13 protein-coding genes are annotated in these 14,295 nt (G+C 66.6%); 1 reads left to right on the top strand and 12 read right to left on the bottom strand.

Annotated elements, in window-relative coordinates; all coding sequences use genetic code 11:
• Positions 1–34: 34 nt before the first annotated feature.
• From leuA to ACX1DX_RS02680, 12 genes are all read right to left on the bottom strand, one after another.
• Positions 35–1,774 carry a 2-isopropylmalate synthase gene (leuA, locus tag ACX1DX_RS02735; protein WP_459397581.1) on the bottom strand — a complete coding sequence of 580 codons (1,740 nt, stop codon included), beginning with the start codon at positions 1,772–1,774 and terminating at the stop codon, positions 35–37.
• Positions 1,775–1,960: 186 nt separating this feature from the next.
• Entirely contained in the window at positions 1,961–3,550 is a 1,590-nt protein-coding gene (locus tag ACX1DX_RS02730) for an ABC transporter permease (RefSeq protein ID WP_459397580.1), read from the bottom strand.
• On the bottom strand, positions 3,547–4,449 hold the full coding sequence (locus ACX1DX_RS02725; RefSeq protein ID WP_182764740.1) for an ABC transporter ATP-binding protein: 903 nt from the start codon (positions 4,447–4,449) through the stop codon (positions 3,547–3,549). Before ACX1DX_RS02725 ends, ACX1DX_RS02730 begins: the two co-directional genes overlap by 4 nt.
• Before the next feature lie 133 nt (positions 4,450–4,582).
• Entirely contained in the window at positions 4,583–5,446 is an 864-nt protein-coding gene (locus tag ACX1DX_RS02720) for a carbohydrate ABC transporter permease (RefSeq protein ID WP_083665350.1), read from the bottom strand.
• Between the two features lie 3 nt (positions 5,447–5,449).
• A complete protein-coding gene (locus tag ACX1DX_RS02715; RefSeq protein WP_459397579.1) occupies positions 5,450–6,400 on the bottom strand; it encodes a carbohydrate ABC transporter permease in 951 nt (316 codons plus the stop codon).
• 92 nt (positions 6,401–6,492) lie between these two features.
• Entirely contained in the window at positions 6,493–7,770 is a 1,278-nt protein-coding gene (locus ACX1DX_RS02710) for an extracellular solute-binding protein (RefSeq protein WP_459397578.1), read from the bottom strand.
• 217 nt (positions 7,771–7,987) lie between these two features.
• Positions 7,988–8,914 (bottom strand): GTPase Era, encoded by a 927-nt coding sequence (gene era / locus ACX1DX_RS02705; RefSeq protein ID WP_182764742.1) that lies wholly within the window; start codon positions 8,912–8,914, stop codon positions 7,988–7,990.
• The gene (locus ACX1DX_RS02700) at positions 8,907–10,217 is read right to left on the bottom strand and encodes a hemolysin family protein (protein ID WP_182764743.1); all 1,311 of its coding nucleotides are present in this window, start codon (positions 10,215–10,217) and stop codon (positions 8,907–8,909) included. Before ACX1DX_RS02700 ends, era begins: the two co-directional genes overlap by 8 nt.
• A gap of 51 nt (positions 10,218–10,268) precedes the next feature.
• Positions 10,269–11,522, bottom strand: a complete 1,254-nt coding sequence (locus ACX1DX_RS02695; RefSeq protein ID WP_459397577.1) for an APC family permease — start codon at positions 11,520–11,522, stop codon at positions 10,269–10,271.
• Positions 11,523–11,565: 43 nt separating this feature from the next.
• Complete coding sequence (gene ybeY / locus ACX1DX_RS02690; protein ID WP_459397576.1) at positions 11,566–12,027, bottom strand: rRNA maturation RNase YbeY; 462 nt, start codon at positions 12,025–12,027, stop codon at positions 11,566–11,568.
• A complete protein-coding gene (locus ACX1DX_RS02685; protein ID WP_182766618.1) occupies positions 12,024–12,956 on the bottom strand; it encodes a PhoH family protein in 933 nt (310 codons plus the stop codon). The genes ybeY and ACX1DX_RS02685 overlap by 4 nt, the downstream gene beginning before the upstream one ends.
• A 113-nt stretch (positions 12,957–13,069) precedes the next feature.
• Positions 13,070–13,504, bottom strand: coding sequence for a DUF5709 domain-containing protein (locus ACX1DX_RS02680; protein WP_182764746.1), 435 nt, complete (start codon positions 13,502–13,504; stop codon positions 13,070–13,072).
• A gap of 92 nt (positions 13,505–13,596) precedes the next feature.
• Here ACX1DX_RS02680 and ACX1DX_RS02675 point away from each other — a divergent pair, with 92 nt between their 5' ends.
• Entirely contained in the window at positions 13,597–14,286 is a 690-nt protein-coding gene (locus tag ACX1DX_RS02675) for a queuosine precursor transporter (protein ID WP_459397575.1), read from the top strand.
• Positions 14,287–14,295: the final 9 nt, after the last annotated feature.

Here is a 14,295-nt window from a genome sequence, read left to right as displayed (position 1 = left end):
CGCGAACCTCGGGGGTTCGCGGGCCTCACAAGCGTCAGCGGGCGGAGCGGTTGAGGGCGCTCAGGATCGCCTTCATCGAGGCGCTCGTGATCGAGGGGTCGATCCCGACGCCCCACAGCACCTCGGCGTCGTCACCCTCGCCGATCTCGCACTCGACGTACGCGGCGGCCTGGGCGTCGCCGCCCGAATCCAGGGCGTGCTCGGTGTAGTCCAGCACCCGCACGTGGGCGCCGGCCTCCACCAGACCATCGACGAACGCCGACACCGGGCCGTTGCCCTCGCCGGTGATCTCGACGGCGGTCCGGCCGGGGCCGTCCACCGTTGCGTGCACGACGAAGCTGCCGTTGCTCGACGTGGTGCCGGCGCTGGTCAGCCGCCACGGGCCCTCTCCGAGGTACTCGGACATGAAGATGTCGAAGATCTCCTGCGGGGTGACCTCGCTGCCGGTGGCCTCAGTGTGCTGTTGAACGGCGCGGCTGAACTCGATCTGCAGGCGACGCGGGAGGTCCATCTTGAACTCGGACTTCATCAGGTAGGCCATGCCGCCCTTGCCCGACTGCGAGTTGACGCGGATGACCGCCTCATAGGTGCGGCCCACATCATGCGGGTCGATCGGCAGGTACGGCGCCTCCCATGGCATCTCCGTGACCTCTTTGCCGGCTTCGTCGGCCAGGTCCTCGAGGTGCTCCAGGCCCTTCTTGATGGCGTCCTGGTGGGAGCCGGAGAACGCGGTGTAGACCAAGTCACCCGCGTAGGGGTGCCGCGGGTGCACCGGCAGGCCGGTGCAGTACTCGACGGTGCGCCGGACATGGTCGATGTCGTGCAGGTCCAGTTCCGGGTCCACGCCCTGCGTGTACAGGTTCAGGGCCAGCGTGACCAGGTCGACGTTGCCCGTGCGCTCGCCGTGGCCGAACAGGCAGCCCTCGACGCGGTCGGCGCCCGCCATCTGGCCGAGCTCCGCGGCGGCGACGGCCGTGCCGCGGTCGTTGTGCGGGTGCAGCGAGACGGCCACGTGCTCACGGCTCTTCACGTTGCGGATGAAGTACTCGATCTGGTCCGCGTACGTGTTGGGCGTGGACCGCTCGACGGTGGCCGGCAGGTTGAAGATGATCTCGCGACCCTCTCCGGGCTGCCAGACGTCCGCCACGTTGTTGCAGACCTCGACGGCGAAGTCCGTGGGCGTCTGGGTGAAGATCTCCGGCGAGTACTGGTAGCCGAACTGCACGTCGCGCAGGTACTTGTCGGCGTACTTCATCACCATCCCGGTACCGCGCCGCGCCATCTCCACGCATTCCTCTTCGGACATGCGGAAGACCACGTTGCGGAACAGTTCCGCGGTGGCGTTGTACATGTGGATGGTGGCGCGGTTGGCGCCGACCAGCGATTCAGCGGTGCGGCTGATGAGATCCTCGCGCGCCTGGGTCAGCACCGAGATGGTCACGTCCTCGGGCACGCGGTCCTCTTCGATGAGTTGCCGCACGAAGTCGAAATCCGTCTGGGAGGCCGACGGGAAACCGATCTCGATCTCCTTGTAGCCGATCTCGACCAGCAGTTCGAACATGCGCATCTTGCGCGAGGGTGTCATCGGGTCGATGAGGGCCTGGTTGCCGTCACGCAGATCCGTGGACAGCCAGCGGGGCGCCTTGTCGATCCTCTTGGACGGCCAGGTGCGGTCCGGTACGTCGACCGGCACGAAGGGGGTGTAGCGGTGCACCGGCATGCCCGTGGGCTGCTGAACAGGCTTGGGCTGCTTGCGGTGGTTGATCTCAATCATTGAAACTCTCCTGGGCTGGGGTTCAGGTGCCAGACACGACGAAGCACCGCAGCGAGGAGATCCGGCTCAGAAATTCTGGGCCTCGCTGCGGCAGCCAAGGAGGAGGGTCTGCCATGCCACGAGCGTCACAATAGCACTCCCCTGCCACAGATCAGAGAGCTTCCATTCCGCGAGTGGGACCATCCGTCACTGCACGTCGCGACGCCGGAACCCGGCGAAGCCGATTGCCAGCAACACCATCAGCACAGCGCCCAGACCCACCAGCGAGCCCCAGCCCGGATCGTCGGCCACCACGTTGGGCACGTGATAGAGCGGGCTCACCGCCATGGCCCAGTCCGGGAAGTCGAAGGTGGGTCCCAGCAGCGTGATGCCGAACGTCGCCACAATGACTGCCCAGCCGGCCATCCTGGCGGCGGGACGGGCACCCACCGCAGCGACGGAGACAGCGACCATGAGCCACACCGCCGGCACGCTGACCAGAGCCTGCAGGAGCACGTCTGCGAAGGCGATGCCGCCGTCCCCGGCCGACGCCACCAGCCCGAGGCCCGTCCCTGCCACCATGGTCGCGAGAGCGCTGACGCCCAGCGCGACGGCGACCGGACCGGCCAGGAAACGCGAGCGGGTCACCGCCCCCGCCAGCAACGGTTCGACGCGATCCTCCATCTCCTCCACATAGACCCGCATGATCACCTGGGCACCCACGATGGCGGCGAGGATGCCGATGAGGTTGAGGATCGTCACCACGAAGGCGAAGCTGAGCTGCTCCACGTCGAGAGCCCCCGCCGCGATGAACTTCGCCATGGCCGGGTTCTCACCGATCACCTCGTCCACGGAGGACACGAGACTTCCCCACACCGAACCCAGGAAGCCGAGCGCCAGGAGCCAGACGATCAGCGGCGTCCGGTGGAGGCGCAGTGTCAGGTTGTCGACGGTGAGCCTCGGGGCGGAGGCCCTTCCGGGCCGCTGCGCCACGATGCCGAGGCCCAGGTCCCGGCGGTCCTGCAGGACCATCGCCACCGCCAGCAGCACCGCCGTCAACGCGAGGGCCGCCAGGAGCGGTAACGGGTCGTTGTCGGTGGACGGGCGGGTCAGCGCGAGCCAGCCGAACGGCGTCAACCACTCGGTCCAGTCGCCCGCCCCGCTCATACCGAGGTAGCCCCGCAGCACGTAGGCGCCGCCCAGCACGGCAATGGCGATGGTGCTGGCGGTGCGGGCGTCGCCGCCCAGTTGCGCCGCGACCGCCCCCACCCCGGCGAACATCAGCGCCGAGGCCGAGAACGTCGCCGACAGCAGGATCGTGGGCACCACGTCACCGCCTGAGGCCCAGGTGAGGAGGAAGCAGACCACGAAGAGCAGCACCGACGCCACGCCGGCGATACCCACCGCCACCGCGAGTCTCGCCCGGCGCGTGATGACACCCGATGCGATCAGCTCTGCCCGTCCGGAGTCCTCGTCCGCGCGGCTGTTGCGCACCACGATCAGGATCGCCATCAGGCCGGCGAAGAACGCCCCCAGTCCTCCCGCGCGCCACGCGTTGAAGCCATCGTTGGTCAAAAGGTCCCGAGCCTGTCCGAAGATGAGTTCCAGCGCGGGATTGGCCCCCACCGCGGTGGCCAGTGCCACGCGGTCCTGCTCGTCCGGGAAGACCCAGCGGTAACCCAGGATCGAGGTGGCCGAGAGCACCGAGATCAACATCACCCAGGGTGCGAAGTTGTGGGCGTCCTGTCTCAGCGACACCTTCAGCAGCGGACGCGCCCCGGTCAGGGCCCCGTTCATGCCAGGGACTCCCCGTAGTGGCTGAGGAAGAGGTCCTCCAACGAGGCCGGCGACACCTTGAGGGCCGTGATCCCCAGACCCAGGAGCGTGGCCATCGCCTCGTTGAGGTCGCCCGGCTCGACGGTGGCCGACATCCGGCCGTGGTCGTCCAGGCGCAGTTCATGCAGGATCGGCAGCGCTGCGAGGTCGGCGTGCCTGCTGGCCAGGGTGGCGGTGATCGTCACCCGGTTCAGGCCCTGCAACTGGTCCAGCGTGCCGGTCTGCACCACGCGGCCCTGCCGGATGATGCTCACCCGGTCTGCCAGCGCCTCGACCTCGCTGAGGATGTGGCTGGACAGCAACACGGTGCGGCCCTGGTCCTTGAGTGTCTGGATCTCGTCCTGGAAGACCGCCTCCATCAGTGGGTCCAGGCCGGAGGTCGGCTCGTCGAGGATGAGGAGTTCGACGTCGGCCGCGAGCGCCGCGACGATGGCCACCTTCTGGCGGTTGCCCTTCGAGTACTGGCGGCCCCGCTTCGTGGGGTCGAGCTCGAACCGCTCCAGCAGCGTCTGCCTCCGCGTCGGGTCGATGCCGCCACGCAGGTTGCCCAGCAGGTCGATCGCTTCCCCTCCGGTCAGCCCGGGCCAGAGCGAGACGTCACCGGGGACGTAGGCGAGTCGCCGGTGGAGCGCGATCACGTCGCGCCAGGGGTCTCCCCCGAGCATTTCGACACGGCCCCCGTCGGAGGTGAGCAGGCCCAGCAGCACGCGGATGGTGGTGGACTTGCCCGAACCGTTCGGCCCGAGGAAACCGTGGACCTCACCGCGACGGACCTCGAGATCGAGGCCGTCCAGCGCCGTGAAGGCACCGAAGCGTTTGATGAGGCCTTCAATGCGGATGGCAGCATCCCCGTGACTCATGCGGTGTCCTCCCAAGTGGCCGTCGCCGGCTCAATGTCGAGCTTAGGGTCAGGCGATCCGGCCCGTGCCGCCCATGAGAAACCGCCCCCGTCGGACGATCGATCCGGCGGGGGCGGTGCCCTTGTGTCGATGGCTACTTCACGGAACCGGCGGTGAGGCCGCCGATGAGCCTCTTCTCGATGAAGGAGAACAGAATGATCACGGGGACGATGGCGACCAGGGCCACGGTGAAGAGGTACTGCCAGTCCTGGACGTAGAGGCCCAGGAAACGGGGCATGGACACGGTCAACGGCTGGAGGTCGTTCTGGCGGACCAGGATGAGGGCCGCGGCGAACTCGTTCCACGAGTTGACGAAGACGAACACGATGGCCGTCACGATGCCTGGCCAGACCAGCGGCAGCGAGATGCGGAACATGGTCTGGAGCCTGCCGAGCCCGTCGATGAGCGCGGCCTCGTCGACCTCCTTGGGCACCGAGGCGAAGAAGGCCTGCATGATCCAGATGGCGAACGACAGGTTGAACGCGCCGTTGATCAGGATCAGCGCCCCCCAGACCGCGTAGCCGGACCAGCCCTTGAACTCCTGGAAGAGGCCGACGGCCAGCACTGTGGGCTGCAGCATCTGCGTGCACAACACGAGGAGGAGGAACACCATGCGACCCGGGAACCGGAAACGTGCGATGTAGTAGGCGGCCGGGGTGGCCACCAGGAGCACCAGGAGGGTGGCGCCGAGGGCGATCACCGTGGTGGACAGCAGCGACGAGGCGGGGTTGACCGACGAGGACCACACGTCGATGTAGTTCTGCCACCGCGGCTCCTCCGGGAAATACACCGGCGGGATGTCGGTGACCTCGAGCCGTGTCTTCAGCGACGTGATGAACATCAGCGCATAGGGGAACCCGAAGAAGAGCACCACGAGGATGGAGCCGATGACGATTCCGACGAGGTTGGGCTTCTTGTTGATGCCGCCGCGGATGTGTTCAGACTTGACCTTCGCCATGGCTCAGGCCACCTCCTTCGTGGGCTGCACGATGATCAGGTAGACCGCGATGATGACGAGGCAGAACAGGAAGTTCAGAACCGAGAGGGCCGAGGAGACGCCGGGGCCGAGGGCGGACTGGTACTCGTACATGAGCGTGGTGGTGATGTGGCCGTTGTGGTAGCCGGGGGTCTCCTGCAGGATCCGGAGGATCGGCAACGAGTTGAAGACGTTGATGATGTTGATGAGGGCGGCCACCGCGATGGCGGGACGCAACAGCGGCAGGACGATGTGCCAGTAGCGCTGGGCCGAATGGGCACCGTCGACGTGCGCGGCCTCGAGGACATCCGTGGGGACCGCCTGCAGGCCCGCGAGGATGGTGTACGTCGTGAACGGCAGCGAGACGTAGATGGCCACGAAGACAGCCACCCAGAACGCAGAGGCGGGATCCTTCGTGAAGGCCCGTGCAGTCTCCAGGATGCCGGTGTCGACCAGGAGGCGGTTGAACAGGCCGACGTTCTGCTGCAGCCCGTAGCGGAAGACGGTGGCCGTCATGACGACCGAGCAGGCCCACGGGAGGATGATGAAAAGGCGCAGCAGCTTGCGGCCGCGGAAGGGCTTGTTCAGGAACTGCGCGAGGACGAGGCTCAACAGCACGGTGATGACCACCACGACCACAACCCAGACGACCGTGTTGGCCATGATCCGGCCGATCGGCACACCCGGGAACGTCAGGGCTCCGGCCTTACCGATGTAGTTGTCGAGGCCGACGGGGTCTGGGCTGCGCTGGATGCCCTTGTTGTTGTACTTGAAGAACGAGGTGTAGATCATCAGCGCGGCCGGGTACAGCACGACCCCGACGATCAGGATCAGGGTGGGCAGCAGCCAGGGAAGCGCACGCAGCGTCTCCCAGCCTCCGGAAATCTTCCGCTTCTTTACCTGCTCCACCATGTGGGGGGTGGCTGTCAACGACACCGCTGTCGTCCCTTCTCGTGATTGTGGGTGGTGTTCGCGTGACGCGGGGTGGCACGGGGAAACCCGTGCCACCCCGCCTTCACACGGACAGATCAGCTCTGGGCTGCGACCTGAGCTTCGATCTGCTCGAGCAGAGCGGCGGGCTCTTCGGTGCCGATCTTGTAGGCGTTGGCCTGCAGGGCGGTCTGGAGCGCATCCCACTGGGGGTTCGAGACGGGCTGGAACTTCACCACGGACAGGGCGTCGAGGAAGGCAGCTTCGTTGCCCTCGGCCTCGGCCTTGCCCTTTTCGATGGTGGAAGTGGTCACCGGGAGGAGGCCGGTGCCCTTGTACCAGGGCTCGTAGACCTCATCGGAGTAGAACACGTCGAGGTACGCGGCAGTGGCCTGCTTGCGCGCGGCATCGTCGTTGTTGAAGGCGACGATGAAGTCCGTCACGCCGATGGCCACGCCTTCGCCGTCCTTCGAGGGGATCGGGGCCAGAGCCACGTTGATGCCCTTGGCGGTGGCGTCACCGACGACCTGGCCGTGGCCGATGGCCATGGCGAGCTTGCCCGCGGCGAGGAGGTCAGTGGTGTCCTGACGATCGTCTTCGAGGTTGGGCTGCGTGTAGCCGGCGTCGTACATCTTCTTCATCTGGGTGAAGCCTTCGATGGCCACGTCGGAGTCGGCCTTCAGGTTCTCACCGTCGGTCCAGTTGCCACCGGCGCCCCACACCCAGAGGGAGGACTCGACCTGGGCCTCTTCGGCGCCCAAGGGCATGCCGTAGGCGTAGATGTCGTCACCGAGCGCGGTGATCTTCTCGGCGGCAGCCTCGAGGTCTTCCCACGTCTTCGGAGCCTCGACCACGCCGGCCTGCTCGAAGAGGTCGGTGTTGTAGACGAGCATGCGGGCCGACGCGATGTCGGGAGCAGCCCACTGCGTGCCATCGGGGCCTTCGCCGTTGGCCAGGAGGCCGGCGTCGATGTTGCTGATGGTCTCCTCGCTCAGGAGCTCATCGATGGGGTAGAGCAGGTCGGCCTCAGCCGACGACGAGAACGCGTTGTCGTTCAGGATGTCCGGGTAGTCGTTGGCCTGGATGCGCGACTGGACGGTCTGCGAGAAGTTCTCCCAGCCATCGATCTGCAGTTCAACCGTGACCTTCGGGTACTCCTCATTGAACTTCTTGGTGATGGCATCCCAATCCGCCTTCGAGCTGTCCGAGTAGGACGGCGCGAGGATCTTGATGGTCGTCTCGAGATCCGCGGGTGCAACTTCACTGCCGGCGTCATCGGCGGGGGCGTCATTGCCGTTGTCGTTGCCACCGCAGGCAGATAGAGCGAAGACGCCGACGATGGCGGCCACGCCCAGCTTGTAAACACGCTTCTTCACGTGTGTGTCCTTTCCTTAAGGTCAAGGTCAACCGGTGCGGTTGTTTGTGTTGATACTAGGAACATGAACCCCGGCCGGCCAGCCAAGAACACCACGCCGTAACCAAATAGTTACCGTTAACAGGGTAATGAACAGGCCGCCTGCGCACTTGCGATCGCTTGACCGCTTTAGCGTGGCTCTTGAACAATCTGCTCAGTGCAAGCTGAGCGATTTCGGTTCAGAAACCCAGACGGTTGAGGTGTTTCGCGTCGCGTTGCCATTCCTTGAGCACTTTGACGTGCAGGTTGAGGTGCACGCGCGTGCCCAGGAGCCGGTTGATCTGTTCGCGGGCCGTGGTGCCGATCTCCTTCAACCGTGCGCCCCGATGGCCGATGATGATGCCCTTCTGGGAATCGCGTTCCACCACGATGGTGGCGAAGACATCGGTCAAGGGCTTGTCCTCGGGCCGGTCCGCCCGGGGGAGGATCTCGTCGATCGTCACGGCGATCGAGTGGGGCAGTTCCTCCCGCACCCCCTCGAGGGCCGCTTCGCGGATCAGCTCCGCCATGAGTGTCTCCGTGGGCTCGTCGGTGATCTCACCGTCGGGGTAGAACTGCGGGCCCTCCGGCAGCAGGCCGATGAGCGAGTCCCGCACGACGTCGAGCTGGTCGCCCTCCGTGGCGGAGCAGGGCACCACCTCTGACCATTCGATGCCGAGTTCCTCCGCGACCGCGGCGATGTCGACCAGGTGCGACAAAATGCGCTGGGGGTTCACCAGGTCGGTCTTGGTTGCCAGGGCCACCAGCTTCGGCTTGCGCTGGAGTTGGGCGATCTCGCCGATGATGAACTTGTCGCCGGGACCGATGCGCTGGTCACACGGGAGGCAGACACCCACGATGTCGACCGAACCCCACGTCTCGTAGACGAGGTCGTTCAGTCGCTGGCCGAGCAGCGTGCGCGGCTTGTGCAGCCCCGGGGTGTCGATCAGGATCAGCTGGCCGTCGTCACGGGTGACGATGCCGCGCACGACGTGCCGGGTGGTCTGGGGCTTGCTGGAGGCGATGGCGATCTTCTGGCCGACGAGCGCGTTGGTCAGCGTCGACTTGCCCGCGTTGGGCCGGCCCACGAAGCAGGCAAAGCCGGAGCGGAAGGTTGAGTCAGTCATCTGTGTTCTCCTGGGGAATGTGGTGGTCCAGTTCGTCGCGGCTCAGACGGCGCACGAGCACGGTGCCGATCTGGTGGCGGCGGCCGACGGCGCGGTCGGCGACGAGTTCAAGGTCGCCGACGACGGCGCGTGAGCCGGGGATCGGGACGAGGTTGAGAAGCTTTGCCATGAGGCCCCCGGCGGTCTCGACCTCGTCGTCCTCGAGGTCGACGCCGAACAGGGCTCCGAGTTCGTCGAGCGGCAACCGCGAGGAGATCCGGTAGCGACCCTCCCCCAGCTCAGTGACGGCAGGGGTGTCGTGGTCGTATTCGTCGACGATCTCGCCAACGATCTCCTCGAGGATGTCCTCGATGGTGGCCAGGCCGGCGGTGCCGCCGAACTCGTCGATCACCATCACGAGGTGGGAATGGCTGAGCTGCATCTCCCGCAGGAGCTCGCTCACGGGCTTCGAATCCGGGCAGAAGGCTGCGGGGCGCATGATGTCGCCCACCGTCTCCAGCCGTTCGGCGTCCGGGAAGTCGTGGATGCGCTTGGCCACATCCTTCAGGTAGGCCACCCCCAGCACGTCGTCGAGGCTCTCCCCGATGACCGGGATCCGAGAGAAGCCCGAGCGCAGGGCCAGTGACAGGAGTTGCCGCAGCGTTTTGTCGCGGGTGACGAAGACGACGTCGGTGCGGGGCACCATGACTTCCTTGACGATGGTGTCGCCCAGTTCGAAGACCGAGTGGATCATCTTCGATTCGCCGGCCTCGATGAGGTCGTGCGCCTGGGCCATGTCGACGAGATCGCGTAGCTCGGCCTCCGTGGCGAACGGGCCGTCAGCGTACCCCCGTCCGGGGGTCAGCGCGTTGCCGAGGTACACCATGAGTTGGGCGACGGGGCCCAGCACAGTGGTCAGGGCGCTGATCACCGGGCCGAAGGCACGAAGCGTCGCCTCCGGCTTCTGGCGACCGATGGTGCGGGGTGCCACGCCCCAGAGGATGAACGACACCACCAGCATGATCGCGATCGTGGCCAGTGCCCGCTGCCAGTCCACCTCGAACTGGGTGAACATGACGATGGTGGCCACCACGATGGAGCTGATCTCCAGCGCCATCCGCGCGAACATGACGGCGTTGATGGTGGGGGCCGGGTCCTGGGTGATGAGGAGGATGCGGTCGCCGCCGCGCACGTCTTCTTCCACGAGCCGCTCGGCCCGCGACTTGGTGATGACGCTCAGCGCGGTCTCAACCGCAGCCAGCAGCGACGCGCCGATAGCGCAGAGGAGGGCAATGCCCAGTTCAATCCATTCGGACTGCGTCACGGGATTCGATCAACTCGCTCACTCGGAAGACAATTCATGGTGCGTTGGAGTCTAACGCAGCGCTCGTGGCCGCAGCAGGCGCCACATCACTCCGACAGCCAGGACGACCACCCCGCCCAGCACCGACGGCCAGGGCAACGTGGCCACCAGCACCAGGCACAGCAGCGCCCCCACGACCTGCCAGGCCCTGCGGTACCGGCGGTGCTCAGAGTCCTGCGTGTAGGCAGAGACGTTCGCGACGAAGTAGTAGAGCAGCACGCCGAACGACGAGAAGCCGATGGCGCCGCGCAGATCCGCCACTATGACCACCACGCTGACGACGACTCCGAGTAGCAGTTCGATGCGGTGCGGCACCTTCGTGCGGGGATGTGTGTGGTCGAAGAACCGTGGTAGGTCACCCTCGCGAGACATGGCCAGGAATGTACGGCCGATGCCGGAGAGCAGCCCCAGGAGCGCCCCGGCGATGGCGGCCGCCGCTCCCCCCGTGAGGATGCCCGAGGCGACGGGATACGCGGTGGCCAGCAACGAGAGCGGCGCGCTGGAGGCCGCGAGCACCTCCGGCCCGACCCAGATCAGCAGCGACACGGCGACGACGGCGTAGAGCAGCAGCACGATGATGAGCGCCGTGATGATCGCCCTGCCGATGGTGCGCCGCGGGTCGCGCACCTCCTCGCCCATGGTGGCGATGCGGGCGTAGCCGGCGAAGGCGAAGAAGAGCAGGCCCGCCGCCTGCAGCACGCCGTAGGGGCTGCCGTCGATGTCCGCCCACCCGAACGTGGCCGTGCCCCGGCCTCCGAACCACGCCACCCCGAGCGCGGTGAAGATCCCGATCAGTGCCAGCGAGGCGAGCACCTTGGCCACCTGGGCCGTGCGGCTCACGCCGAGGAGGTTGACGACGACGAGGGCCCAGACGGCACCCACAGCAACCGGCTTCTCCCAGCCCTGGGGCGCCAGGTAGGCGGCGAAGGCGAGCGCCATGGCGGCCACCGAGGCAGTCTTGCCGATGACGAAGCTCCACCCGGCCAGGTAGCCGGCCCACTCCCCCAGCCGCTCACGCCCGTAGACGTACGTGCCGCCGGCGGCCGGGTACTGCGCAGCCAGTTGCGCCGACGACGTGGCGTTGGCCCAGGCGACCACCGAGGCGATCACCAGGGAGACGAGCAGCAGGTCGCCCGCCGCAGCGGCTGCGGGTGACCAGACGACGAAGACGCCGGCGCCCACCATTGAGGCCACCCCGATGGCGATCGCATCCCACAGCCCCAGGCTGCGCCTCAACTCGGACCGGGCGTGAGGCCTGGTGGACATCGCTACTCCTGAGGGTCGCCAACGGGACGTCGGCCCCAGCCTCTCAGGAGCGTCCGGGCCGTGCCAATTCCCAGGCGGCGATGATCCGGTCGTTGAGCCCGAACATGACGGCCTTCTCCTCCGGCTCCGCGTGGTCGTGGCCCAGCAGGTGCAGCAGGCCGTGGATGAGCAGGTACTCCGCCTCCGCGTCAGGCTCCCGTCCGTTGTCCGCAGCTTGGCGCGCCGTCACCTGCGGGCACAGCACGATGTCGCCGAGGAGGCCCAGCGGCGGCTCCTCGTCTTCATCCGGCGCCCGGAGCTCGTCCATGGGGAAGCTCATCACGTCCGTGGGGCCGGGGAGGTCCATGAACCGCTCGTGGTACTGCGCCATCGTCTCCTCATCGACGAGGACGATCGACAGGTCCGCCTGCGGATGGATCCGCAGTTTGTCGAGCGCGAAGCGAGCCAGCTCGATCAGGCCCAGTTCGTCGGCCTCGACACCGGATTCGTTGTTCAGATCGATCACTGCGCGCGCCTCCGTTCCGTGGCCAGGCTCTCGAACTGGTCGTAGGCGGCCACGATCCGGCCGACGAGCTTGTGGCGGACGACGTCGCGGTTGGTCAACGTGCAGAACTCGATGTCCTCCACCCCGTCGAGGACGTGCTGGACCCCGCGGAGGCCGCTCTTGATGCCGCCGGGCAGGTCCACCTGGGTGATGTCGCCGGTGACGACGATCTTCGAGTTGAAGCCGAGCCTGGTGAGGAACATCTTCATCTGTTCCATCGACGTGTTCTGGGCCTCGTCGAGGATGATGAACGCGTCGTTGAGCGTGCGGCCGCGCATGTAGGCAAGCGGGGCGACCTCGACGGTGCCGGAGGTGAGCAGCTTGGGCACCGATTCTGCGTCCACCATGTCGTGGAGCGCGTCATAGAGCGGCCGCAGGTACGGGTCGATCTTGTCGTTCAGGGTTCCGGGGAGGAATCCGAGCCGCTCGCCGGCCTCGATGGCCGGGCGGGTCAGGATGATGCGGCTGACCTCTTTGGCCTGCAGCGCCTGCACGGCCTTCGCCATGGCGAGGTAGGTCTTGCCGGTACCGGCGGGCCCGATGCCGAACACGACGGTGTGCTGGTCGATGGCGTCCACGTACCGCTTCTGGTTGAGCGTCTTGGGACGGACGGTGCGGCCACGCGAGGAGATGATGTTCTGGGTGAGCACCTCCGAGGCCGTGGCGTTGGGTTCGTCCGCCATCTGGAGGACCCGTTCGACGGTCTCCGACGTGAGGCCCTGCCCGGTGCGGAGGATGGTGACGAGTTCGGTGATGACGTCAGCGGCCTGCGCCACGTCGACTGCCTTGCCCGACAGGGTCACCTGCCCACCCCGCACATGCAGGTCTGCGGCCAGGTTCTCCTCAAGGATCCGCAGGTACTCGTCGCGGGGGCCGAGGAGGTTGACCATGTCGATCGACGGGGGCACCCCGACGTTACGCACGGCATGCTGCTGGTCGAGAGAGTTGTTGTTCAGGGCAGTTCCTTGATCGGTGGGTACATGGGCTGGTCAGCGCCGATGCATCAGTCTACGTCCAAGGATGCGTCATCCTCGTCGTCGTCGGAGATGATGTGCATCGCAGCCTCTTCGGCGCTGGCGGCACCTCCGCTGAAGCCGACGTCGACACCGAGCGTCTCGCTGCCACCCGGCCCCTGGACCCGCATCAGCCGGCCGGCGCGTTCGCCGCCCACTTCGCGCGGCTCGTCGCCGGGGTTCCAGTGCTCGTCCTGCTCCGGCGTACTGTCCGGCAACTCCTGCTTCACCCGCATGTCGATGGTCTCGCCCTGCCGCATCTCTTCGGCGGTGTTGCCGAAGCCCATGGCGGGCGACCAGTCGTCAGGCGTGATGTAACCCTCATCCAGAACGTCGTCGACCCCGCGGTAGATCAAGGAGTCGTCCGGCTGGAGTTGGTCCAGCTGCACTGATTCTTCAGGAACCGTCTCGGTGATGTCGTCCATGTACTGAGTTTGCCACCAGCGGGCGGGGAGCGGGCACAAACGCGCGGGCGATATATAGTTCCGGGGTGCCGACCAGCCTTGAGGAACAGACCATGAGCGCACAGTTTGCGACCCGCCAGCGCGGCGTCTACGACATCGTCGTGGCCCTGTTCTGTGCGCTTCTGCTGATCTCCAACGTGTCCGCGGTCAAGCTCATCCAGTTCGGCCCGGATGTGGAGGTCTTCGGCTTCCCCATCCTGCCGATCATCACAGACGGGGGCGCGTTCCTGTTCCCCCTCACGTACGTGATCGGCGACGTGCTGGCCGAGGTCTACGGCATGCGGGGCGCCAAGCGGGCGATCTTCATCGGCTTCTCCGTCTCCATCCTGGCGTCGCTGACCTTCCTGGTCGTCGGCGCCGCTCCCCCGGCCGCGGACTGGGGTAACCAGGCGGCGTTCGAGGCGGTGCTGGGCTTCGTGCCGCGGATCGTGCTGGCCTCGGCCCTGGGCTACCTCGCCGGGCAGTTGCTCAACGCCTGGGTGCTGGTCAAGCTCAAGCAGCGCACCCGCGAGGGCGGCCTGTGGGCCAGGCTCCTGGGCTCCACAGTGGTGGGCGAGGGGGCAGACACCATCATCTTCTGCACCGTGGCCTTCGCCGGCATCATCACCGGCGGCACCCTGCTGAACTACATCCTGGTGGGCTACGTCTACAAGGTGGTGGTCGAGGTGGTGTTCCTGCCGGTGACCTACCAGGTGATCAAGCTCGTGAAGCGCCACGAACCCTCCTACGACGACGTCGCCTGAGGGTTCCGG

The sequence above is a fragment of the Tessaracoccus zhenghani genome (assembly GCF_054552775.1).
This window is presented reverse-complemented; position numbering and strand designations above follow the sequence as displayed.